Annotated in this window: 22 protein-coding genes and 2 tRNA genes; 15 read left to right on the top strand and 9 right to left on the bottom strand. The window is 68.4% G+C overall.

The features are described from left to right. Positions 1 to 283 precede the first annotated feature (283 nt). Both AC5RVD_RS03925 and AC5RVD_RS03920 read right to left on the bottom strand, forming a co-directional pair. Entirely contained in the window at positions 284 to 784 is a 501-nt protein-coding gene (locus AC5RVD_RS03925) for a septum formation family protein (protein ID WP_494091281.1), read from the bottom strand. A gap of 208 nt (positions 785 to 992) precedes the next feature. Continuing rightward, positions 993 to 1,080, bottom strand: a tRNA-Ser gene (locus AC5RVD_RS03920). Positions 1,081 to 1,168: 88 nt separating this feature from the next. Here AC5RVD_RS03920 and AC5RVD_RS03915 point away from each other — a divergent pair. The 5 genes from AC5RVD_RS03915 (at position 1,169) to AC5RVD_RS03895 (ending at position 5,888) form a co-directional block, all read left to right on the top strand. Then, positions 1,169 to 2,149 (top strand): NAD(P)H-quinone oxidoreductase, encoded by a 981-nt coding sequence (locus AC5RVD_RS03915; protein WP_494111901.1) that lies wholly within the window; start codon positions 1,169 to 1,171, stop codon positions 2,147 to 2,149. Positions 2,150 to 2,231: 82 nt separating this feature from the next. Beyond that, a complete protein-coding gene (locus AC5RVD_RS03910; RefSeq protein ID WP_494126076.1) occupies positions 2,232 to 4,529 on the top strand; it encodes a carbon starvation CstA family protein in 2,298 nt (765 codons plus the stop codon). Next, positions 4,529 to 4,735, top strand: coding sequence for a YbdD/YjiX family protein (locus AC5RVD_RS03905; RefSeq protein WP_493988862.1), 207 nt, complete (start codon positions 4,529 to 4,531; stop codon positions 4,733 to 4,735). The genes AC5RVD_RS03910 and AC5RVD_RS03905 overlap by 1 nt, the downstream gene beginning before the upstream one ends. 53 nt (positions 4,736 to 4,788) lie before the next feature. Then, positions 4,789 to 5,427: a bacterial proteasome activator family protein gene (locus AC5RVD_RS03900; RefSeq protein WP_494111903.1), complete on the top strand. Its 639-nt coding sequence runs from the start codon at positions 4,789 to 4,791 to the stop codon at positions 5,425 to 5,427. 5 nt (positions 5,428 to 5,432) lie between these two features. Then, entirely contained in the window at positions 5,433 to 5,888 is a 456-nt protein-coding gene (locus tag AC5RVD_RS03895) for a hypothetical protein (protein WP_493988864.1), read from the top strand. A gap of 81 nt (positions 5,889 to 5,969) precedes the next feature. Here the strand turns inward: AC5RVD_RS03895 and AC5RVD_RS03890 are convergent. The 4 genes from AC5RVD_RS03890 to tmk all read right to left on the bottom strand — a co-directional run bounded on the left by AC5RVD_RS03890 (position 5,970) and on the right by tmk (position 9,520). Then, positions 5,970 to 6,045: transfer RNA gene (locus AC5RVD_RS03890), tRNA-Thr, on the bottom strand. A gap of 90 nt (positions 6,046 to 6,135) precedes the next feature. Next, on the bottom strand, positions 6,136 to 7,692 hold the full coding sequence (locus AC5RVD_RS03885; protein WP_494126075.1) for an alpha/beta hydrolase: 1,557 nt from the start codon (positions 7,690 to 7,692) through the stop codon (positions 6,136 to 6,138). A 41-nt stretch (positions 7,693 to 7,733) separates the two neighbouring features. Continuing rightward, entirely contained in the window at positions 7,734 to 8,873 is a 1,140-nt protein-coding gene (locus AC5RVD_RS03880; protein WP_494126074.1) for a DNA polymerase III subunit delta', read from the bottom strand. Further along, positions 8,870 to 9,520 (bottom strand): dTMP kinase, encoded by a 651-nt coding sequence (gene tmk, locus AC5RVD_RS03875; RefSeq protein ID WP_494111906.1) that lies wholly within the window; start codon positions 9,518 to 9,520, stop codon positions 8,870 to 8,872. The genes AC5RVD_RS03880 and tmk overlap by 4 nt, the downstream gene beginning before the upstream one ends. 82 nt (positions 9,521 to 9,602) lie before the next feature. On the opposite strand from tmk, the gene AC5RVD_RS03870 reads away from it, so the two are divergent. Together AC5RVD_RS03870 and AC5RVD_RS03865 are read left to right on the top strand one after the other, a co-directional pair. Continuing rightward, the gene (locus AC5RVD_RS03870) at positions 9,603 to 10,769 is read left to right on the top strand and encodes a trans-sulfuration enzyme family protein (RefSeq protein ID WP_494126073.1); all 1,167 of its coding nucleotides are present in this window, start codon (positions 9,603 to 9,605) and stop codon (positions 10,767 to 10,769) included. Between the two features lie 38 nt (positions 10,770 to 10,807). Continuing rightward, on the top strand, positions 10,808 to 11,131 hold the full coding sequence (locus tag AC5RVD_RS03865; RefSeq protein WP_493988872.1) for a DUF2516 family protein: 324 nt from the start codon (positions 10,808 to 10,810) through the stop codon (positions 11,129 to 11,131). Positions 11,132 to 11,143: 12 nt separating this feature from the next. On the opposite strand, the gene AC5RVD_RS03860 is transcribed toward AC5RVD_RS03865, so the two are convergent. Continuing rightward, complete coding sequence (locus tag AC5RVD_RS03860; protein WP_494111929.1) at positions 11,144 to 11,869, bottom strand: class I SAM-dependent methyltransferase; 726 nt, start codon at positions 11,867 to 11,869, stop codon at positions 11,144 to 11,146. A 252-nt stretch (positions 11,870 to 12,121) separates the two neighbouring features. Here AC5RVD_RS03860 and AC5RVD_RS03855 point away from each other — a divergent pair, with 252 nt between their 5' ends. Continuing rightward, positions 12,122 to 12,880: a phosphoglyceromutase gene (locus tag AC5RVD_RS03855; protein WP_494111908.1), complete on the top strand. Its 759-nt coding sequence runs from the start codon at positions 12,122 to 12,124 to the stop codon at positions 12,878 to 12,880. A gap of 66 nt (positions 12,881 to 12,946) precedes the next feature. Here the strand turns inward: AC5RVD_RS03855 and phoU are convergent, their stop codons facing one another. Then, positions 12,947 to 13,606, bottom strand: coding sequence for a phosphate signaling complex protein PhoU (phoU, locus tag AC5RVD_RS03850; protein WP_494111909.1), 660 nt, complete (start codon positions 13,604 to 13,606; stop codon positions 12,947 to 12,949). A gap of 175 nt (positions 13,607 to 13,781) precedes the next feature. Here phoU and AC5RVD_RS03845 point away from each other — a divergent pair, with 175 nt between their 5' ends. Continuing rightward, positions 13,782 to 14,984, top strand: a complete 1,203-nt coding sequence (locus AC5RVD_RS03845; protein ID WP_494126072.1) for a sensor histidine kinase — start codon at positions 13,782 to 13,784, stop codon at positions 14,982 to 14,984. After that, the gene (locus AC5RVD_RS03840; protein WP_494111910.1) at positions 14,981 to 15,661 is read left to right on the top strand and encodes a winged helix-turn-helix domain-containing protein; all 681 of its coding nucleotides are present in this window, start codon (positions 14,981 to 14,983) and stop codon (positions 15,659 to 15,661) included. Before AC5RVD_RS03845 ends, AC5RVD_RS03840 begins: the two co-directional genes overlap by 4 nt. Positions 15,662 to 15,742: 81 nt before the next feature. Here AC5RVD_RS03840 and AC5RVD_RS03835 read toward each other — a convergent pair whose 3' ends face one another. Further along, positions 15,743 to 16,303: a hypothetical protein gene (locus AC5RVD_RS03835; RefSeq protein WP_494121947.1), complete on the bottom strand. Its 561-nt coding sequence runs from the start codon at positions 16,301 to 16,303 to the stop codon at positions 15,743 to 15,745. Positions 16,304 to 16,558: 255 nt separating this feature from the next. Here AC5RVD_RS03835 and AC5RVD_RS03830 point away from each other — a divergent pair, with 255 nt between their 5' ends. From AC5RVD_RS03830 to rlmB, 5 genes are all read left to right on the top strand, one after another. Further along, on the top strand, positions 16,559 to 17,041 hold the full coding sequence (locus tag AC5RVD_RS03830) for a CarD family transcriptional regulator (protein ID WP_493988878.1): 483 nt from the start codon (positions 16,559 to 16,561) through the stop codon (positions 17,039 to 17,041). Positions 17,042 to 17,130: 89 nt separating this feature from the next. After that, positions 17,131 to 17,901 carry a 2-C-methyl-D-erythritol 4-phosphate cytidylyltransferase gene (gene ispD / locus AC5RVD_RS03825; protein WP_494126071.1) on the top strand — a complete coding sequence of 257 codons (771 nt, stop codon included), beginning with the start codon at positions 17,131 to 17,133 and terminating at the stop codon, positions 17,899 to 17,901. A gap of 2 nt (positions 17,902 to 17,903) precedes the next feature. Then, positions 17,904 to 18,404 carry a 2-C-methyl-D-erythritol 2,4-cyclodiphosphate synthase gene (ispF, locus tag AC5RVD_RS03820; protein WP_494111913.1) on the top strand — a complete coding sequence of 167 codons (501 nt, stop codon included), beginning with the start codon at positions 17,904 to 17,906 and terminating at the stop codon, positions 18,402 to 18,404. A 155-nt stretch (positions 18,405 to 18,559) separates the two neighbouring features. Beyond that, a complete protein-coding gene (cysS, locus tag AC5RVD_RS03815) occupies positions 18,560 to 20,020 on the top strand; it encodes a cysteine--tRNA ligase (protein ID WP_494126070.1) in 1,461 nt (486 codons plus the stop codon). Between the two features lie 120 nt (positions 20,021 to 20,140). Beyond that, positions 20,141 to 21,121 (top strand): 23S rRNA (guanosine(2251)-2'-O)-methyltransferase RlmB, encoded by a 981-nt coding sequence (gene rlmB, locus AC5RVD_RS03810; RefSeq protein WP_493988882.1) that lies wholly within the window; start codon positions 20,141 to 20,143, stop codon positions 21,119 to 21,121. Positions 21,122 to 21,197: the final 76 nt, after the last annotated feature.

Below are 21,197 nucleotides of genomic sequence, written 5' to 3'. Positions count from 1 at the left end.
CTCTCAGGTGGAAGTAATGCTCCTCGCACCGCAGGAAAGGGCTGCGGCACAGCTGGTTGCACGGTGCACAGGGCGCACCGCCCCCCCAGTCCAGCGGGCACGGATGAACGGGAGGTTACCCGAGGGCCAGAAGCAGGGGAAGACTTCTGTGAAAGAACGTTTAAATCGACCGGAGAACGGCTTCCGCTCTTGACAGGAGGGCCGGGGCGACGTTCTGGAAGCCAGCTTCGGGAAGCCAGCCGGAGCTATCACCGGGAAGCCAGCTCCGGGCGACGGCCGGAAGCTACCGCCGGGCGTCCTTGAGCGTGCCGGTGACGGGCTTCGAGCCTTCCTCGCCCAGCAGGCACAGCAGCTCCCGGTCTTCCTCGCCGGTCCAGCTGGCCTCGGTCGGGTTCAGGTAGGTCAGCTCCAGGGCCGAATCGTCGTAGGGGATGCCGGCGAAGGCCTCGAACTCGGCCACGCAGAACTCCTCGGCCTTGGCCGCCACTTCCTCGTCGCCGGGAAAGTCGCCCTCGGGCAGGTTGCTGGCGGCGAACGCCTCCAGCTCGTGGGCCTGGTCGCACGGCACGAACTCCACCTCGGTCAGGCGGTCGGTGTCTGGATTGTTCAGGCAGTCGCCCACCTTGATCGCGTAGGCGCCGGCAGAGGCGGCCTCCGTCACGGCACCGGATTCATCCCGCGGCGGTTCCTCTGTTTCACCCCCGCATCCGCTGAGCATCGCCAGAAGAACGACGGCGGCGGCCGCCTTGAGCGGGCGGCGGACAGGTGCTGGCAGGCAGGGCACGGGGGACTCCTCAAGCTTTGGTGCGAACGACTCCTAGCCGAGGGTATACCGGGGGAGCACCGGGCCAGAATACTTGACGCCGGATGGCCGGCGTTCGGATGGCCGGCGTCCGGCCCATCCGGCGCGGCGGGCCCGGGACCGCGGCATGGTCTGGGAGCACAAATGCAGCAGGTGCCCGGGCCGAACGGCCAAGACACCTGCTGCGAAGCGGAAGGTATGGGATTTGAACCCATGAGACGGGGTTACCGCCTACTGGTTTTCAAGACCAGCTCCTTCGGCCGCTCGGACAACCTTCCTCACCTTGTAGTCTGACACGGAGGGGTCTACCCGGGCAAAGCGCGCAAGCACCGGGGTTTTGATGTCCGGACAAGGCGAAAGGCTGGTATGAAGGCGGTTTTCTACGACGGAGCAGGCGGACCCGAGGTCATGAGCGTGCGGGACACCGAAGCCCCGCAACCGGCCGAGGGCGAGGTGGTCATCGACGTAGCTGCCGCAGGCGTGAACCGCGCCGACGTCCAGCAGCGGCTCGGCGTCTATCCTCCGCCGCCAGGCGCATCCGAGATCCCGGGCTTGGAGGTATCGGGCCGGGTAGCGGCGGTCGGCCCAGGCGTCGGCGGGCTCCGGGTGGGCGACGAAGTGTGCGCCCTGCTGGCCGGCGGCGGCTACGCCGAGCAGGTGGTGGTTCCGGCAGGCCAGGTGCTGCCGGTCCCGCGGGGGACCGATGTGGTGACGGCCGCGGCCCTGCCGGAAGTGGCGGCCACCGTCTTTTCCAATCTCTTCATGGCCGCGGGCGTGCAGGCCGGGGAAACGGTGCTGATCCACGGCGGCGCCGGCGGCATCGGCACCATGGCCGTACAGCTGGTTGCCGCTTTCGGCGCGATTCCCGCGGTGACCGCCGGCAGCCAGGAGAAGCTCGACGTCGCGCGTGCACTGGGTGCCGAGGTGCTGATCAACTACCGCGAGGAAGACTTCGTGGAGCGGATTAAGGCCGCCACCGGAGGCCGGGGCGCCGACGTCATCCTGGACGTAGTGGGTGCCAAGTACCTGCAGCGGAATGTGGACGCGCTCGCCACCTCCGGGCGCCTGGTGGTGATCGGGCTGCTGGGCGGGGCCAAGGCCGAGCTGAACCTTGGCCAGTTGATGGCCAAACGCGGTGCGGTCATCGGCACGACCCTGCGGGCGAGGCCGGCGGAGGAGAAAGCTGCCATCGTGCGGGCGGTCGCGGAGCATGTCTGGCCGCTGGTCGTCTCCGGGGACGTCAAACCCCAGGTGCACCGCACGTTCGCCCTGTCGGAGGCAGCGGCGGCCCACGAGTACTTCGATTCAGGCGAACACACGGGCAAAATCCTGCTCACTACCTCCTGAAACCGGCTTTCCCGTTCCCTCCGACGGGCGTCGCTGCTACGGTGCTCCGTAAAAGCGAACGGCGTTCCACGAGGGGAGCATCATGAGCGGGAAATTCAGCGGACCCAGGCCCGGGCAACCCGGGAGCAATGGTCCCACATCGGACGTGCTGGTGCAGGATCCCACCCTGCCGCCGGTAGCGCTGGATCCGGCTGCGGAGGCCGATGCCCACAGGTGGACCCCGACCAAGATCGTAATCTGGGTGGCCATCGCCCTGCTGGGTGCCGTCAGTTGGTCCATCCTCGCGTTTTCGCGGGGAGAAACGATTAACGCCATCTGGTTCGTCTTCGCGGCCGTTTGCACGTATTTCATCGCCTACCGCTTCTACGCCAAGTTCATCGAGAACAAACTCACCCGCCCCAACGACCTGAGGGCGACGCCGGCGGAGTACAACGCGGACGGCAAAGACTATGTCGCGACGGACCGCCGCGTGCTCTACGGGCACCACTTCGCCGCCATTGCGGGGGCCGGCCCGCTCGTCGGACCCATCCTTGCGGCGCAGATGGGCTACCTCCCCGGCACCCTGTGGATCATCGTTGGCGTGATCCTGGCCGGTGCGGTCCAGGACTACCTGGTGCTGTTCTTCTCCATGCGCCGGGGCGGCCGTTCGCTGGGCCAGATGGCCCGCGAGGAACTCGGCGTCATCGGCGGCACGGCGGCCCTGATCGCCACGCTGACCATCATGATTATCATCGTGGCGATCCTGGCCCTGGTTGTGGTGAACGCCTTGGGCGAATCGCCATGGGGCGTCTTCTCGGTGGCGATGACCATCCCCATCGCCATCTTCATGGGCATCTACCTGCGTTTCCTGCGGCCGGGCAAGGTCAGCGAGGTCTCCCTCATCGGCTTCGTGCTGCTGATCGCCGCCATCATCGGCGGCGGCATGATCGCGGACACCGAGTGGGGCGCGGCGGTCTTCACGCTGGACAGGACCACCATCGCCTGGGGCATCATCATCTACGGCTTCATTGCGGCGGTCCTGCCGGTGTGGCTGCTGCTGGCCCCGCGCGACTACCTCTCCACGTTCATGAAGATCGGTACCATCCTGATGCTGGCGCTGGCCATCGTGCTGGTGCGCCCGGAAATCAACGTGCCGGCGTTCAGCGAGTTCGCCGGCCGTGAAGACGCACCCGTGGTGGCAGGTTCGCTGTTTCCCTTCCTGTTCGTGACCATCGCCTGCGGCGCACTCTCGGGATTCCACGCGCTGATCTCCTCGGGAACCACGCCGAAGATGGTGCAGAAGGAGAGGCAGACCCGCTTCATCGGCTACGGCGGAATGCTGATGGAGTCCTTCGTGGCCATCATGGCGCTGGTCGCGGCCATCTCGATCGACCGCGGTATCTACTTCGCGATGAACGCTTCGGCGGCGGCCACCGGCGGCACTGTCGAAGGAGCGGTGGCCTTCGTCAACGGCCTGGGCCTGGCCGGCGTCAACCTGACACCGGACATGCTCACCGACCTGGCCAGCAACGTCGGCGAGGAATCGGTGGTTTCGCGCACCGGCGGCGCGCCCACCCTCGCCGTCGGCCTGGCACACATCATGCAGGGGCTGATCGGCGGCATCGGGATGATGGGCTTTTGGTACCACTTCGCCATCATGTTCGAGGCGCTGTTCATCCTCACCGCGGTCGACGCCGGAACCCGCGTGGCCCGCTTCATGCTGCAGGACACCGTCGGCAACGTCCTGCCGAAGTTCAAGAACATGTCCTGGCGTCCCGGCGTCTGGATCTGCACGGCCATTATGGTGGCGGGCTGGGGATACATCCTGATCCTGGGCGTCACCGATCCGCTGGGCGGCATCAACACGTTCTTCCCGCTCTTCGGCATCGCCAACCAGCTGCTGGCGGCCATCGCGCTCGCGGTCTGCCTGGCCATCGCGGCCAAGCGCGGGGCGTTCAAGTATCTGTGGATCATCGGGCTGCCGCTGGCCTTCGCCGCCGTCATCACCATCTGGGCCTCGATCCTGAAGATCTTCAGCTCGGATGTGAAGGTGGGCTACTGGGCCAACCACATCGCCCACCGCGAGGCCCTGGCGGCCGGCGAAACGAGCCTGGGGAACGCCGCCTCGGTGGCGGAAATGGAGGCGGTGGTCCGCAACACCGCGGTGCAGGGCACGCTGTCCATCGTGTTCGTGGTGCTGACCATCATCGTCATCGCCACCGCCCTCATCGCCACCTACAAGTCCTGGCGGCTGGGCGGGGAACCCTCGCACGAGGACCCGGCGGTGGTCTCCTCCATCTACGCGCCGTCCGGTCTCCTGGCCACCCGGCCGGAGAAGGAACTGGAAAGGCAATGGAACGAACTGCCGGCCGACACCGGGCGCGCCAAGGCGGGCCACTGATGTCCGGCGTCATCTGGCCCCGGGCCCGGAGCGGCTGGCAGAGGTTCGCCTGGTACTTCCAAGGCGTCATGGGCGAGCACGCCTACCAGGACTATCTTCGGCACCACCGGCGGGCACATCCCGGCACGGAGCCGATGAGCGAGCGCGAGTTCTGGAGGGACAAGACGGACCGGCAGGAGAACAACCCGCAGGGACGCTGCTGCTGACCGGGGGCTGGATATGATCTGCGCCCGCTGGTCGTCTCTGGCAAGATGAAAACATGAGCGAAGAGCAGACGCCGCAGCCGGCGGAACCGGTCATCCTCCCCGCGCTGCCCAGCGGCCACAGCCCGGCCGCCGGAGAGCCCCTGAATCCGGAGCCCGGTCCCGCTGCGCGGCGGTCCGGCCGCGGCAATTCCGCGCTGGCCGATCTGGTCGACGAACCGGCGAAGGTCATGCGGATCGGCACCATGGTCCGCCAACTGCTCGAGGAAGTGCGCAGCGCCCCGCTCGACGACGCCGCCCGAACACGTCTGGCCGAAATCCACGAGCGGTCCGTCAAGGAGCTTGAGGACGGGCTGGCACCTGAGCTGATTGAGGAACTGCACCGGATCAACCTGCCGTTCACCGACAACTCCACGCCGTCGGACGCCGAGCTGCGCATCGCCCAGGCGCAGCTGGTCGGCTGGTTGGAAGGCCTCTTCCACGGCATCCAGACCGCTATCGCGGCGCAGCAGGCCCTCAACCAGCAGATGGCGGCCCGCATGCAGATGCGCCAGCTGCCGCCCGGCACCATGATCGCGCCCGGCGTCGTGATTGGCGACGACGGTGAACCGCGCCGGGCCACCGGAGCCGAGGGGGAGAATGCCGGCTCGGTGCAGGGCGGCGAACGGCACACCGGGCCCGGACAGTACCTGTAGGGCCGGTGGCGCTCTTCGGTGCTGCCCGGCAGGCCCGCCGGGAGGATAAGGAACTCGGCAAGGGTATTTGGCGCCGCGCGCACGACCGCTTCCGGCGTGCCTTGGAGCGTTACCACCAGGTCCTCGAGGGCGTGGAGGACGACGGCCTCTACGGCGAGCTGCTGCCGATAGCCGACCAGCTCGCCGGCCTCCTGCCCCGGGTGCGCACCTGCTGCACGACGGCCCAGTCGCTGCATCCCACCGACGGGTTGGACATTCCCGGCGGCGCGCTGTCGGATGTCCACCGCAGCCTCTCCAGGGCCGGCAACTCGCTGGCGGCGGCCGCCCAGGCCGCGGCGATGGTCAGGCTCGGCGGCAGCCAGGGCTACGAAGCCGGCGTCGAGAACGTGCGCCGCCGCGCCGCCGTCGTTCTCTCGGACCTGGCCGATGCCGAGCGCGTGCTGGCCGGACTGAAGCACTGACCCGCACCCTGCCGTCGCTGCGGCGGGAGTCGGGAAACAAGAAAGCCCTCCGCCGGCTGTGCGCCGCGCGGAGAGCTTCGATGGAGCCCCCTGCCAGAATCGAACTGGCGACCTTTTCATTACGAGTGAAACGCTCTACCGACTGAGCTAAGGAGGCCGGGATCTTCACCGTTTCCGGGCCGAATCCACGAAGAACAACTATATGGGAGCCGTGGCAGGCCGGTCAAAACGACCGGCCCGCGCCGGCTCAGGAGCAGACGGTGCCCTCGGCGGGCATCGTGCCGTCGGCGAAGTAGCTGTCCACCGCATCGCGGATGCACGTGTTGCCGCGCCCGTACGCCGTGTGGCCTTCGCCCTCGTAGGTCAGCAGCGTGGCCGACGCCAGGTCTTCGGCCATCGATTCCGCCCACTCGTAGGGCGTGGCTGGGTCGCCGGTGGTGCCGATCACCAGCATCGGCGCGGCCCCCTCGGCATGGATCGGGGTGCGTTCACCGGTCGGCTCATACGGCCAGTTCTTGCAGTTCGCCCCGCCATAGGCCAGGTAGCGGCCGAGGGTGGGGGAGGCCTGCTCCAGTTCCTTGGCGTCCTCGCGCATGGCGGCCAGGTCGGTCTCCATCGGGTAATCCAGGCAGTTGACCGCCATGAAGGCGAACGTGCCGTTGCTGACGTAGTGGCCGTCGGGAGCGCGTCCGGCGCTGCTGTCCGCAAACAGCAGCACGGTGCTGGGATCGCCCTGGAAGGCACGGGTCAGCGCCTGCGTGAGGCGCGGCCAGCTGGCGTCGTCGTACAGCGGCACCAGCAGGCCGGAGACAAAGGTTCCCACCGGGACCAGGCGGCCGTCCGATGCGGTGAGGGGGCTCTCCTCGACCGACCGGATCAGGTCGCGCAGCTGGGCCACGGCGTCGTCCACGCTGCCGCTCATCGGGCAACCGGCATTCTCCAGGCAGAACTCCGCGTAGGCGTGGATGGCGTCCTCGAAGGCGGCCGCCTGGCCCAGCGTGATCTGTTCGTTGCTCAGCGAGGGATCCAGCGCACCGTCCAGCACCATCCGGCCGGTGCGCTCCGGGAACAGCCCGGCGTAGGTGGCGCCCAGAAACGTGCCGTAGGAGAAGCCCAGGTAGTTCAGCTTTTCGTCGCCGACGACGGCCCGGATGATGTCCATGTCCTTGGCTGCGCTGACCGTGTCCACATGGCCCAGGACCTCGCCGGTCTTCTCCGCGCACTGGGCGGCGAGTTCGGCCGCATCGTCGATCGCCCGCTGGAGGTCCTCGGCCGAGTCGCGGTCGTACTCCGCCTGCCGGGCCTCGTCGCGTTCGGCGTCGGTCTGGCAGGTCACCGGCGCCGAGCGCTGGACGCCGCGCGGATCGAAGCCGACCAGGTCGTACTCGCTCCGCAGCCGCTCGGAAAACATTACCTGGAGGCCGTCGCGCAGCAGGTCGTAGCCGGAACCGCCGGGCCCGCCCGGATTGACCAGGATCGACCCCTGCGCCGAACCGCCGGCGTCGCTGCGGATGGTGGCAATCTGGATTCGTTCGCCGCCGGCATCCGAGTAGTCCAGCGGCACGTCGACGTCCGCGCACTCCAAACCGTTCTCGCACGGCTGCCAGTCAACGTCCTGCGTGTAGAACGGCATCAGTTCTTCGGCCACGCCGTTGGTGACCTGCGCCGGGTCCGCGGGCTCGCGCTCCTGTTCCGGGGCGATCACCGAACAACCGGAGCCCAGCAGGAGGACGACGGCGGCCAGCACCGCTGCTGCGGAACGGCGCGCTGTGGTAGCGGGGTGCCTGGGGCGGGTGCGGGGCATGCGGGCGGCTCCTGGATAGTGCTGCGTGCGGGTCCGGGGACTCAGAGCAGGCTGACGGCCATGGCTTCCATGGCGAGGACGGGGGCAACGTTGGTGCCCAGGCGCTGCCTGGCCTGGGCAATGGCGTCCATCCTGCCCAACGTCTGTTCGGGGGTGGATCGTTCCGCATAGGCGGTCAGGTCCGGGCGCAGGTATTCGTTGACCAGCTCGGTGCCGGTACCCAGCTGGAGGGTGAGGACGTCGCGGAAGAACGTGCTCAGGTCGATCATCACCCGGTCCAGCGAGTCGCTGACACTGCGCTTGGCGCGGCGTTTCTGGTCTTCCTCCAGCCGCTTGAGCTGGCTGCGGATGGCCGGCGGCATGGCGCCCTTCTCGGGTGCCCCGAGCGCGATCAGCAGCGCTTCGCGCTCGGCCTCGTTGCGCTGTTCGGAGGCGGCCGCGGCGTCGGCGTTGGAGATTTCCACCAGCTCGCCGGCGGCGGTGACGGCATCGGCCACACCGCGCAGCCGCAGCGGCAACCGCACAATCGTGTCGCGGCGGTGGCGGGCATCGGCGTCGGTGGCCAGACGGCGGGCCACGCCGATGTGGCTCTGTGAGACCCGGGCGGCGAAGCCTGCCAGCTCGGGATCCGCGCCGTCCCGTCGGACCAGGAGGGCGGCGACGTCGTCGGGCGGTGGAATGCGCAGGCTCACCGGGCGGCAGCGCGAGCGGATGGTCACCAGGACGTCCGCAGGGCTGGGGGTGCACAGGATCCAGATGGTCCGCGGCGGCGGTTCCTCAATGGCCTTGAGCAATACGTTGGTGGTGCGCTCGGTCATCCGGTCCGCGTCCTCGATGATGATCACGCGCCAGCGGCCCGATGACGGCTTGTCCTGTGCCTTGCCGACCAGGTCGCGCATCTCCTGGATGGAGAACGTCACGTTTTCGGTAGCCACGAGGGTGGCGTCCGCATTGGAACCGGCCAGCACGGTGCGGCACGCATGGCAGGCTCCGCAGCCGCGTTCAGCCGGATCCGCGTGGTCGCACAGCAGCGCCGCGGCGAAGGACTTGGCGGCGTTGCTGCGGCCGGAGCCGGGCGGACCGGTGAACAGCCAGGCGTGCGCGGGGCGTTCGGCGGCGGCCGCCCGACTGAGCTGTTCGATCACCGCGGTCTGGCCGGGCAGGTCGGACCAGACGCTCATGCCAACAGCTCCCGCACCCGGGCCATGATGGCACCGGTCAGGTCTTCGCGGTCAGCGGCGGCGTCCAGCACGAGGTACTTCTCCGGGGCAGCGCCGGCCAGTTCCAAAAAAGCGTCCCGGATCCGTGAGTGGAAGTCGTCGGACTCGGACTCCAGCCGGTCCTCGGCGGCATCTCCGGCCGTCCGCCGCTCGCGGCCCTGCTGCGGGGCAACGTCCAGCAGCACGGTCAGGTCGGGCAGCAGCCGGTCCGTGGCCCACAGGTTGAGCTCCCGAACCGCCGCCAGGCCGAGGCCGCGGCCGGCACCCTGGTACGCCACCGAAGAGTCGATGAACCGGTCGCAAACCACCACCTCGCCGCGCTCCAGGGCCGGCCGGATGACCTGTTCGACGTGGGCGGCCCGGGAGGCGGAGAAGATCAGGGCCTCGGTGCGGGCATCGATCTCGCCGTTGCCGTGTTCGAGCACCAGCGCGCGCAGCTTTTCGCCCACGGGCGTGCCGCCGGGTTCGCGGGTGCGGAGCACCGTCCGGCCCATCTGAAGCAAGCGTTGCTCGACGGCGGCTGCCTGCGTTGATTTTCCGGCCCCGTCCCCGCCTTCAAATGCGATAAAGAGACCGCGGGCGGCGGCGGGCTGGCGGTCGGAACTCACCTGATTAGCCTAGCTGGAATCGCCCGTGCACGCGGGACGGTCACAGTTAGCGTGTGGATGGCGGCGGTACTAGTGTGCTGTCATGACCGACGCCTTCTCCCACGGCCGCCAGCATGCCGGGCATCTTGCCCCGGACACCGTTGTGGTCTCTTCCGGACGGCCGACACGCGACCACGACGCACCGGTCAATCCGCCGCTGGTGTTGTCCTCCACGTTCTTTGGCCGGGGCGAAGTCGTGCAGGGGGACCGGGCCTACGGGCGCTATTCCAACCCGACCTGGGATCCGTTCGAACAGACCCTGGCCGAGTTGGAAGGCGCGTCCCTGCCCGGACTGGTCTTCGCGTCCGGGCTCGCGGCCGTTTCCGCGGCGCTGTCGCTGATCCCGCCGGGCGGCGTGTTGGTGATGCCACGGCACAGCTACCAGGGCAGCCTGGCCATCGCCGAGCAGCTGGCCGGGCGCGGCGAACTGCAGCTGCGCACCGTGGACATCGCGGACACCGCTGCCGTGACGGCGCAGTTGGCCGGCGCCGACATGCTTTGGTTGGAAAGCCCGACCAACCCGATGCTCGAGATCGCCGAAGTGGAGGTGCTGGCACGCGCCGCACACGCGGCCGGCGCCCTGGTGGTCGCGGACAACACCTTCTCCACGCCCCTGGGCCAGCGCCCGCTGGCGGCGGGGGTCGACGTCGTCGTGCATTCGGTGACCAAATACCTGGCCGGCCACTCCGACGTGGTGCTTGGCGCCCTCGTGACGTCCGACGAGGACCTGCGCGCGAAGCTGCTCGTGCACCGGTCGCTGCGCGGGGCCATCGCCGGACCGTTCGAGACCTGGCTGGCGCTGCGCGGCGTGCGGACCATGGCGCTGCGGGTCGAGCGCTCCCAAGCCACCGCCGGCGAGCTGGCCCGGAAGCTGCAGCGGCACCCGGCCGTGGAGGCCGTCCGCTACCCGGGCCTGCCGGAAGATCCGGGGCACGTCCGTGCCGCCGCCCAGATGGACGGCTTCGGCTCCATCATCGCGATTCAGGTCAAGGGCGGGGCGGCAGCAGCGGACAAGGTCATTGACGCGCTCCGGCTGTGGCTGCCGGCGACCTCGCTGGGCGGCGTGGAATCGCTGATCGAGCGGCGCCGCCGCCATGTCAACGAACCCGAGAGCGTCCCGGAGAACCTGCTGCGGCTGTCCGTCGGAATCGAGAACCCCGCGGACCTCTGGGCGGACTTGGACCAGGCACTCGCCGTGGCGGACGTATGAGACTGCCGAAACGCACCCCCACCGGTTAGGCTTAACCCGTGCTACTCGCCTACGACATCCAATACTGGCTCTACACGGTCCTGGGACTGATCGCCCTGGTTATCGAAATATGGGCGCTGGCGGATTGCGTGGGCCGCAAGGCCGACTATTTCCAGGCCGCCTTCAAGAAGACCAAGGGCTTCTGGGTCGGCGTGCTGGCAGCCTCCACCGCGGTCGGCGCCCTGGCCGCGTTGGGCGCGGGCGGCCTGGGCACGTGGATGATCTTCCAGCTGGCCGCCGTTGCCGCTGCCGGCGTGTACCTGGCGGACGTCAAGCCCGCCCTGATCGAGGTCAAGGGCGGCGGGTCGGCCTACCCCTGGTAGATTCGGCGTCGCTCAGTGCGCGGGCGCGACGGCGTGCCACGCCACGGTGACTTCCCCCAGCCGCCATCGCGACGGCCCGTCGAGAAGCGGCCATCCGGCGTCGTGCATTGAATGGCACATGGCCAGCCAGCGCTGCCGGGTTCCGAACGAAGCCAGCGGAGCCGCGTCCGCCCACGCCCGGTCCAGCGCCTGCAGGTAGCGGTGCACCCGCTCGCCGGGAACGTTGTGGTGGATCAGCGCCTTGGGCAGCCGCTCGGCCACATCCGAGGGCCGGGAGAACGCGCCGAAGCGCAGCGAGATGCTCAGCGAGAGCGGCCCTTCCGGCGCCACCGCGATCCACGTGGCGCGGCGGCCGATCTCATCGCAGGTGCCGTCGATGAACAACCCGCCCGCCGCCAGCCGTCCCCGCACCGTGTCCCACGCCGCGCCATACTCGGATTCCGGGTACTGCCGCAGCACGTTGAACGCGCGGACCACCGCGGGCCGCCGGCCCGCCACCGGGATTTCGAAGCCGCCCTGCCGGAAGGTCAGGCCCGGCCGCTCCAACGGTTTGGCCGAGGCGACGCGTGCCGGCTCTATTTCGATCCCGATCACCTCGATATCGAGGCGCACCCGGGACAGTCGGTGATGGAGTTCGACGGCGGTGGTTGGCGCCGCCCCATAGCCCAGGTCGATGACCAGCGGGTCCGCGGACCGGCGGAGGCAGCTGACCGCGGGACCGGCCAGCCAGCGGTCCATGCGGCGCAGCCGATTGGGATTCGTGGTGCCGCGGGTGACCGTGCCGATGGGTCGACGGACTGGCCGGGTTGCGGTCGCGGTGAGCTCGGGCACGAGAAAAAAGAATAAGGGCACGGCGGCCCCGCCCCGGCCGCTAAGGGGCCGAGTGTGCCCAAGCTCACGCAGAGGGATTTCCGGTCTGTCCCCTGGTTGGCTGCGTAATGTCCTGCCGGCGCCGCCGGTGCCACGCGGTGCTCCGCTAGGATGGCAGCCATGACTTCCACCTCGAAATACACGCTGGTCCTGTTGCGCCACGGGCAGAGCGACTGGAACGAAAAGAACCTGTTCACCGGCTGGGTCGACGTCCCGCTGACCGACCTGGGACGCAAGGAAGCGCACCGCGGCGGCGAACTGCTGGTCGAGCACAATCTGCTTCCCGACGTCCTGTACACCTCCCGGCTGAAGCGGGCCATTGTCACGGCCAACCTCGCGCTGGAGGCCGCCGACCGCAGCTGGATCGACGTCAAGCGCAGCTGGCGGCTGAACGAGCGCCACTACGGCGCCCTGCAGGGCAAGGACAAGGCACAGATCCGCAACGAGTTCGGCGAGGACCAGTTCATGGTCTGGCGCCGGTCCTACGACACGCCGCCGCCCGCCCTGGACGACGCCAGCGAGTGGTCGCAGGCAAACGACCCGCGCTACGCCGACCTGGGCGACGCCGTGCCGCGGACCGAATGCCTCAAGGACGTGCTGGAGCGCTTCCTGCCCTACTGGGAATCGGACATCTCCGTGGACCTCAAGGCGGGCAAGACCGTGCTGGTGGCCGCGCACGGCAACTCGCTGCGGGCGCTGGTCAAGCACCTGGACGGCATCAGCGACGAAGACATCGCCGGGCTGAACATCCCCACCGGCATCCCGCTGGTGTACGAGCTGGATGAGAACCTGAAGCCCGTCACCGCCGGCGGCACGTACCTGGACGCCGCTGCCGCGGCGAAAGCCATTCAGGCCGTGGCGAACCAGGGCAAGAAGTAGGCACACGCTTGAATACAGGAAGGCCGGCCCCCGCGGGGAGCCGGCCTTCCTGCTTAAGTTCTTGCGTCACACGGACTGGCCGTTGGGGCGCCACTCACCGGTGACCAGGTACGTCACCTTCCGCGACACGGAGACGCCGTGGTCGGCGAAACGCTCGAAGTAACGGCTCGCCAGCGAGACGTCCACGGTGGTCGGCCCGGAGGAGTTCCACGCCGGATCGGCAATCGCCTTGAAGACGCCGGCATGGAGCTCATTGATGCGGGAATTATACGTGTCGATCTGGGCCGCGAGGTCCAGGTCGCGGGTCTCGAGCAGCTCGGTCAGCTTCTCCGAGATCGCAATGTCCTTCTCGGCGAACTCCCGGAACGTGTCGCGCAGCGAGGCGGGGATCACGAGGTCGGGATACCGCAGCCGGACCAGCTGCGCGATGTGCCGGGCGAGGTCGCCCATCCGCTCCAGCGAGGCGCTCATCCGCAGAGCACCGACAATCATCCGCAGGTCCGAAGCGACCGGCCCCTGCAGCGCCAGGATGTCGATGGAACGCTCGTCCAGGTCCGTCTGGAGGAAATCGATCCGGGCATCGGCGGCAATGACTTCCTGGGCCAAATCGATGTCGGCGGTCTCGAGCGCCGTGGTTGCCTTCTGCATCGCCTCGGTGACCAGCCGGGAAATCTCTACCAGCTGCTCTCCGACTTGATGGAGCTCGGCCTGGAAAACCTTGCGCACTGGCGTCCTTTCGCTTGTGTACGTGGAGCATAGGGGTCCTAGCATCCCACTGGCTTCATACCCTCTCAGCCCGCGGTTAACTATTACGCCACCTCAAGTGAACGTTAGTTGAACGGAGGGGCGATTGCTACTGGAACGGCCGTCGGCCGTGCCCGGCTGCGCCTAAGCTAGAGGCGTGGATCCACTGATATTCGGCTTGCTGGCAGGGCTCGTGGGCCTGGTGCTGGGCAGCTTTGGTGTGCTCGCCTTCGGCCTGAGCGATCGCCAGCGGCGGCGCCTGCAGGACGTGGACGAACCGACGCTGCCGGACGGTGCCGCCGAGGTGCTGTCCGTCGTCGGCCGCGCCTACGTGGTGGTGGACGCGATCGACGGCGTGGTCCGGGCCAGCCCGGCGGCCTACGCCTTCGGCTTGGTCCGCGGACACACGATGGTGCATTCCGAATTGCTCGACCTGACCGCCCGGGTGCGCCGCGATGGCGTGATCGAGGAGCGGCAGCTGGAGCTGCCGCGCGGTCCGCTGGGCCAGGGCACCATTGTGGTCCAGGTGCGCGTGGCGCCGATTGGCGAGGAGTACATCCTGCTGCTGGCCGATGACCGGACGGAAATAACCCGCACCGAAGCGATGCGCAACGACTTCGTGGCGAACGTGTCCCACGAGTTGAAGACGCCGGTGGGAGCCATCTCGCTGCTGGCCGAGGCCATCGACGACGCCGCCGACGACGAGGAAGCAGTGCGCCGCTTCGCCGGCCGCATGCACAAGGAATCGCGCCGGCTGGGCGCCCTGGTGCAGGACATCATCGAGTTGAGCCGGCTGCAGGGCGCGGACGTGGTGCAGGGCGGCACCGAAGTGGACCTGAACGCCGTGGTGGCCGAGGCCGTAGACCGCAACAAGCTGATGGCCGAAAGCCGCCACGTAGAACTGTCGGTGGGCGGGAAGGTCGACGCGCCGGTCTTCGGCGATTACGAACTGCTGACCACCGCCTTTCGGAACCTGATCGACAACGCGATCCGCTACGCGCCCGAACGGAGCAAGGTGGGGGTCGGGCTGCGGGTGCGCGAAGGGCTGGCCACCGTGTCGGTGACAGACCAGGGCCCGGGCATCACCCCCGACCAACAAGACCGCATCTTCGAACGGTTCTACCGGATCGACGATGCCCGCTCGCGGCAAACCGGAGGAACAGGCCTGGGCCTGAGCATTGTTAAACACGTCATCTCCCAGCACGGCGGGGAAGTATCGGTGTGGTCGCAGCCCGGACAGGGCTCCACCTTCACCGTGCGGCTGCCGGAAATGGAGCAGGAAGACGGCGGCACCACAGAATCCGTGGAGCCGCGCACGCAGGGCGCCGGTGTGGCGCATGAACAAGGAGTCGGTGCTTGACCCGCATTCTGGTCGTCGAAGATGAAGAATCGCTGAGCGATCCGTTGAGCTATCTGTTGGGCAAAGAGGGCTTCGAAGTTGAGGTGGTGGACAACGGGCTGGACGCCATTGTGGCGTTCGATCGCGCCGGCGCGGACCTGGTCCTGTTGGACCTGATGCTGCCGGGACAGTCCGGAACGGAGGTGTGCCGGCAGCTGCGGCAGCGCTCGGCGGTTCCGGTCATCATGCTCACCGCCAAGGACTCGGAGATCGACAAGGTGGTGGGGCTCGAGCTCGGTGCCGACGACTACGTTACCAAGCCCTACTCCTCGCGCGAGCTGGTGGCCCGGGTCCGTGCGGTACTGCGCCGCCAGGGCGAACCGGAAGAACTGGTGCCGAATGCCGTCTCCGCCGGACCGGTGCGGATGGATGTGGAACGGCACGTGGTCAGCGTGGACGGCCAACCGGTGTCGCTGCCGCTGAAGGAGTTCGAACTGCTGGAGATGTTGCTGCGCAACTCCGGCCGGGTACTGACGCGCGGGCAGCTGATCGACCGGGTGTGGGGGTCCGACTACGTGGGCGACACGAAAACCCTGGACGTGCACGTGAAGCGGCTGCGCAGCAAGATCGAACCCGATCCCTCGGCGCCGCGCTACCTGGTCACCGTGCGGGGGCTGGGCTACAAGTTCGAACCGTAGACCGAGGGCGCCGCCACAGCAAAAGGCCGGGCCGCTTCCTGAAAGGGGAAGCGGCCCGGCCTCTTGTGAAGCGACGGTCGGTTAGGCGCCGGCCTCTTCGGTCGGTTCTTCGGTGGCGCCGTCTGTCGGAGCGGCGGTCTCGGTCGGCGCCGCGGTCTCGACGGGCTCAGCGGACGGAACGAAGTCCCGGTACTCCGGGAGCGTACCGTCGAGGACCGGCACCAGCACGTCGGCGGACTCGTTGTTCACGCGGACGGTGAGGTCCACCAGGGCGCCGGGAGCGGCACCCGGGCTGCCGACGATGGTCTCGTTCTCGTCCTCTTCGAAAATTACCTTCCCGTCTGCCGGGACGGTGACGGTGGCGGTGCTGCCGGGGCCGGTCAGGGCCAACTGCACGGGAGAATCCGAGGTGTTGAAGGCGGTGCCGAGGATACGGGCGGGGGCGTCGGCAGACTCTGCGACGACCAACAGGTTGCGCAGTCCGATCGAGCCGACGTTGGCCACGATGCCGTCGCTGGCGGAGTAGGACTTGGTGGTGGCCTGTTCGTTGATTGCGCCGCATCCGGTCGATGCGAGCAGGGTGAGCGCGGCGGCGCCTGCTACAAGGGTGCGCTGCACACGGTTCTTCGGCGCAATCTTCACGGCGGAAACTCCTCAGTCAAAATCAGGTGCGGTGCTGCAGATCTCGGCAGCTTGCCTCGCCTAGCCTATCCGCAAACCGGTCAAAAGTAGGATTCGACGCCCGTAAGAACCCGCGGACGAAGCACCAAATCCGGGATCCGTCAAGGGGTCAAAACGCGGCATTCTAGCGTGCCGACGGGCCTCCAGGCCTGCAAACTCGCGGAAGTGGCCAAACCATCCGTGATAAACTAGAGGTCGGGAAAGGGGATACTACAGATGGTATTTGAGGTCGGCGAGACGGTTGTTTACCCTCACCACGGTGCAGCAAAGATCGAAGAGATCAAAATGCGCACCATCAAAGGTGAAGAGAAGATGTATCTCAAGCTCCGGGTTGCCCAGGGCGATCTGACTATTGAAGTTCCGGCAGAGAACGTGGATTTGGTCGGCGTCCGCGATGTGGTGGGCAAGGAAGGCCTCGAGCATGTGTTCGATGTGCTCCGTGCCGAGTTCACCGAAGAACCGACCAACTGGTCCCGCCGCTACAAGGCGAACCTGGAAAAGCTGGCCTCCGGCGATGTCATCAAGGTAGCGGAAGTTGTCCGCGACCTGTGGCGCCGGGACCACGACCGCGGCCTTTCCGCGGGCGAGAAGCGGATGCTGGCCAAGGCGCGCCAGATCCTGATTTCCGAACTCGCCCTGGCCGAGAAGACCGACGAAGACAGGGCAGCCGAGGTCCTCGACGAGGTTCTCGCCTCCTGATTGCGCTTCAAGCGGCCGGCATCCAGCACTGGATGCCGGCCGCTTTTTCGTTACCCAACCGCCCGGCCGTGGCCCAGTAGGCTAAAGGAGTGAGCACAGCAAGCACGTCCCTGGGCGTGATCGTCGTGGCGGCCGGCTCGGGCACCCGCCTCGGCTACGGCCTGCCCAAGGCCCGGGTCCCGCTGGCCGGCGAACCGATCCTCGTCCACGCCCTCCGGGGCGTGCTGGCGGCCGGCATCGCGTCACGGATCTGTGTAGCCGTCCCCGCCGGCGACACCGCCCTGCGGCGGCTCTGCGCTGGCTTCGCCGCGCAGTACCCCGACGTTCCTGTTTCCACGGTCGACGGCGGTGCCACCCGCGCCGCCTCGGTCGCCGCCGCGCTCCGCGGGCTGGGCGACGGCATGTCCGGCGTCCTGGTGCACGACGCGGCCCGGGCACTCACCCCGCCCGAGGTTTTCAAGCGGGTAGCCGCCGGGCTGGCGGCTGGCGCGCGCGCCGTCGTTCCTGCGGTGCCGGTGGTGGACACCATCAAGACGGCCGCGCCGAGCACCGGTGCCGAGGCCGCGATCTCGCCGGAAAAAGTAGCCGCCACCGTGGACCGCGCCCAGCTGCGCGCCGTCCAGACGCCGCAAGGGTTCGACGCGGCAACCCTGGCCCGGGCGCACCGGAGCCTGGCCGGCATGGCCCCCGAGGAGGCCGCGGCCATCACCGACGAAGCCCTGTTAATGGAGCGCCACGGCATCGATGTGATGCTCGTGCCGGGCTCCGCGCGGGCCCTGAAGATCACCACGCCGCTGGATCTGGCCGTGGCGGAGGCCCTGCTGGCCGCCGGCCGGCCCCGTCCCGTCCTGGAAGGCTGACCGTGCCCGAATTCCCGTATCCCCTCCCGCGCACCGGAATCGGTGTGGACGTCCACGCTTTCGCCCCGGAATCCGACCCGCAGCCGCTGTGGCTGGGCGGCCTGCTGTGGGAGGGGGAAAGGGGCCTGGCCGGCCATTCCGACGGCGATGCTGCCGCGCACGCCGCCGCGGACTCGCTGTTCTCCGCGGCCGGCATCGGGGACCTGGGCACGCACTTCGGCACCGACCGTCCGGAGTATGCGGGCGCGTCCGGTGTCCGGCTGCTGTCCGAAGCCGCCCGGATCGTCCGCGAGGCCGGGTTCGAGATCGGCAATATCGCGGTCCAGCTGGTCTGCAACCGCCCCAAGTTCGGGCCGCGCCGGCCCGAATCCGAGGCGGTGCTCAGCGAGGCGGCCGGGGCGCCGGTCAGCGTTTCGGCGACCACCAGCGACGGGCTGGGATTCACCGGCCGCGGCGAGGGGATCGCGGCGGTGGCCACCGCCGTCGTCGTTAGGCTGCATTAAGGAGAGCGGTTCCCGCTGCGGGTGCCCCACTTGGGGCGGGCGCCTCACATGGGGCGTCTGCTCCGCAAAATAACCGGAGCAGGTGCCCCAAACGGAGCCCGCTGCGCACGTGCAGCGGTTCGCACCGGCACGGCGGCCGCCGCTAGGCTAGAGCGGTGAGCCTGAGATTCTATGACACCGCCACCGCGCAAGTACGCGACTTCGTCCCGCTGGCCCCGGGCAAGGTAGGGCTCTACTACTGCGGAGCCACGGTGCAGGGCGACCCGCACGTCGGCCATATCCGCTCCGCCATCGCGTTCGACCAGCTCACCCGCTGGCTGCGCTACAGCGGCTATGACGTCACGGTGGTGCGCAACGTGACGGACATCGACGACAAGATCCTGGTCAAGTCCGCCGAATCCTTCCGCCCCAATGCGGCCGAAGACCCGATGGTGCCGGTGCCGAACGAGCCGTGGTGGGCGCTGGCCTACCGCTACGAGCAGGAATTCGCCAAGGCCTACGACATCCTGGGCGTGGAACGGCCCACCTACGAACCGCGCGCCACCGGCCACATCCCGGAGATGCACCGCCTGATCCAGCAGCTGATCGACCGCGGCCACGCCTACCCGGCGCTGGACGACTCCGGCGATGTCTACTTCGATGTGCGCTCGTGGCCGGAATACGGCTCCCTGACGCATCAGCGGATCGAGGACATGCAGGCGGCGCCCGACGCCGGTCCGCGCGGCAAGAAGGACCCGCGCGACTTCGCGCTCTGGAAGGGGCACAAGGACGGCGAGCCGGAAACCGCCAGCTGGTCCAGCCCGTGGGGAGCCGGCCGGCCGGGCTGGCATCTGGAATGCTCGGCCATGGTCACCAAGTACCTGGGCACCGAATTCGACATCCACGGCGGCGGGCTGGACCTGCGGTTCCCGCACCACGAGAACGAGGTGGCGCAGTCCCGGGCCGCCGGCCACGGATTCGCCAACTTCTGGATGCACAACGGCATGGTCACCTTCGAAGGCGAGAAGATGTCCAAGTCGATCGGCAACATCATCACGCCTGCGCAGATGCTCCAGGACGCGAAGCCGCTGGTGGTCCGCTACTATCTGGGCCAGGCCCAGTACCGGTCGGCGCTGGACTACAACCCCGGCTCGCTGGCGGAGGCCGGTTCCGCGGTGGAGCGGATCGAGGGATTCATGCAGCGGGCGCTGAAGTTCCTCTACGGCGAGCAGTTCGGGTTCGTGGTGACGGAAAGCGTCCCGGAGGCCTTTGCCGCGGCCATGGACGACGACCTGAACGTGCCGCAGGCGCTGGCCGTGGTCCACGAAACGGTCCGTGCCGGCAACACCGCCCTGGACACCAGGGACAAGGAGGCGGCCACCCGTGCGCTGCACCAGGTCATGGCGATGACCGACGTGCTGTACATCAATCCGCTGGATCCGCACTGGAGCAGCGGCGGCGCGGACCCCGCGGCCCACCAGGCGTTGGACGTGCTGGTGAGCGCCCAGCTGGAGGAACGCCGGCTGGCCCGCGAGGCCAAGGACTGGGCCCGCGCCGATGCCATCCGCGACACCCTGGCGGCCGCCGGGATCGTGGTGGAGGATTCGCCCGAGGGCGCCAGCTGGAGTCTCGGCTGACGGCGGCCCGCACCGTGGGGCGGTACCCTTTAAAGCAGACGATTCCCGTCGGGCTTGCCGCGCACAGCCGGTGTGCCGCACGTGGGAACGCATCTTCCCCAACACAAAGGTAGTTTTTCGATGGCCAACAAACCTCGCCCCGGAGCGGTGCGCAAGTCCAAAAAGGGACCCACCGCCGGAACCGGCGGACACGGGCGCAAAGCGCTCGAAGGCAAGGGGCCGACCCCGAAGGCCGAAGACCGCCCGTACCACAAGGCGTACCGCACCAAGCAGCTGTCCGAACGCTCGGCCGCCAAGCGCCCGGGCGGCCAGCGCGGCACGGCCCCCCGCCGCGGCAAGTCCGCGGGCGAGATGGTGACCGGACGCAACTCCGTGGTGGAAGCCCTGCGCGCCGGCGTCCCCGCCAAGGCGCTGCACGTCGGCGTCCGGATCGAGATGGACGACCGCGTCAGGGAATCCCTGAAGATCGCCGCCGAACGCGGCATTCCGGTGCTCGAATCGCACAAGCCGGAACTGGACCGGATGACCGATGACGCCGTCCACCAGGGCCTGGTGCTGCAGATCCCGCCGTACGACTACCAGGACGCCCTGGAGCTGGCCGAGGACACGATGGCCAAGTTCAAGAAGGGCTACATCAACAACGCCCCGCTGTTCGTGGCCTTGGACGGCATTACCGACCCGCGCAACCTAGGTGCCATCATCCGATCCGCCTCGGCATTCAGCGGCCACGGCGTGATCGTGCCCGAGCGCCGCTCGGTCGGGATGACGGCCTCCGCGTGGAAAACCAGCGCCGGCGCGGCGGTGCGCGTGCCGGTGGCCAAGGCGGGCAACCTGACCAATACGCTCAAGGCCTTCCAGCAGCTGGGCATCTTCGTGCTCGGTCTGGACGGCGGCGGCGACGTTTCGCTGCCGGACCTGTCGCTGGCCACCGAGCCGGTGTGCCTGGTGGTGGGCTCCGAGGGCAAGGGCCTGTCCCGGCTGGTCCGCGAACACTGCGACCAGATCGTCTCCATCCCGATCGACTCGGCCATGGAGTCGCTCAACGCCTCCATGGCCGTGGGCATCAGCCTGTACGAAATCTCGCGGCAGCGCGCGCGCTAGGAGCAGGTGGACCGTTTTGGCCCGTCACGCCAAGAGCCTTTCCCCTGAGCCGCCCGCGCGGCAGGCGCAGCTTTCG

This window comes from Arthrobacter sp. THG-b23, assembly GCF_059091265.1.
The sequence above is the reverse complement of the archived record's forward strand: the minus strand, read 5'-3'. Positions and strand labels throughout refer to the sequence as shown.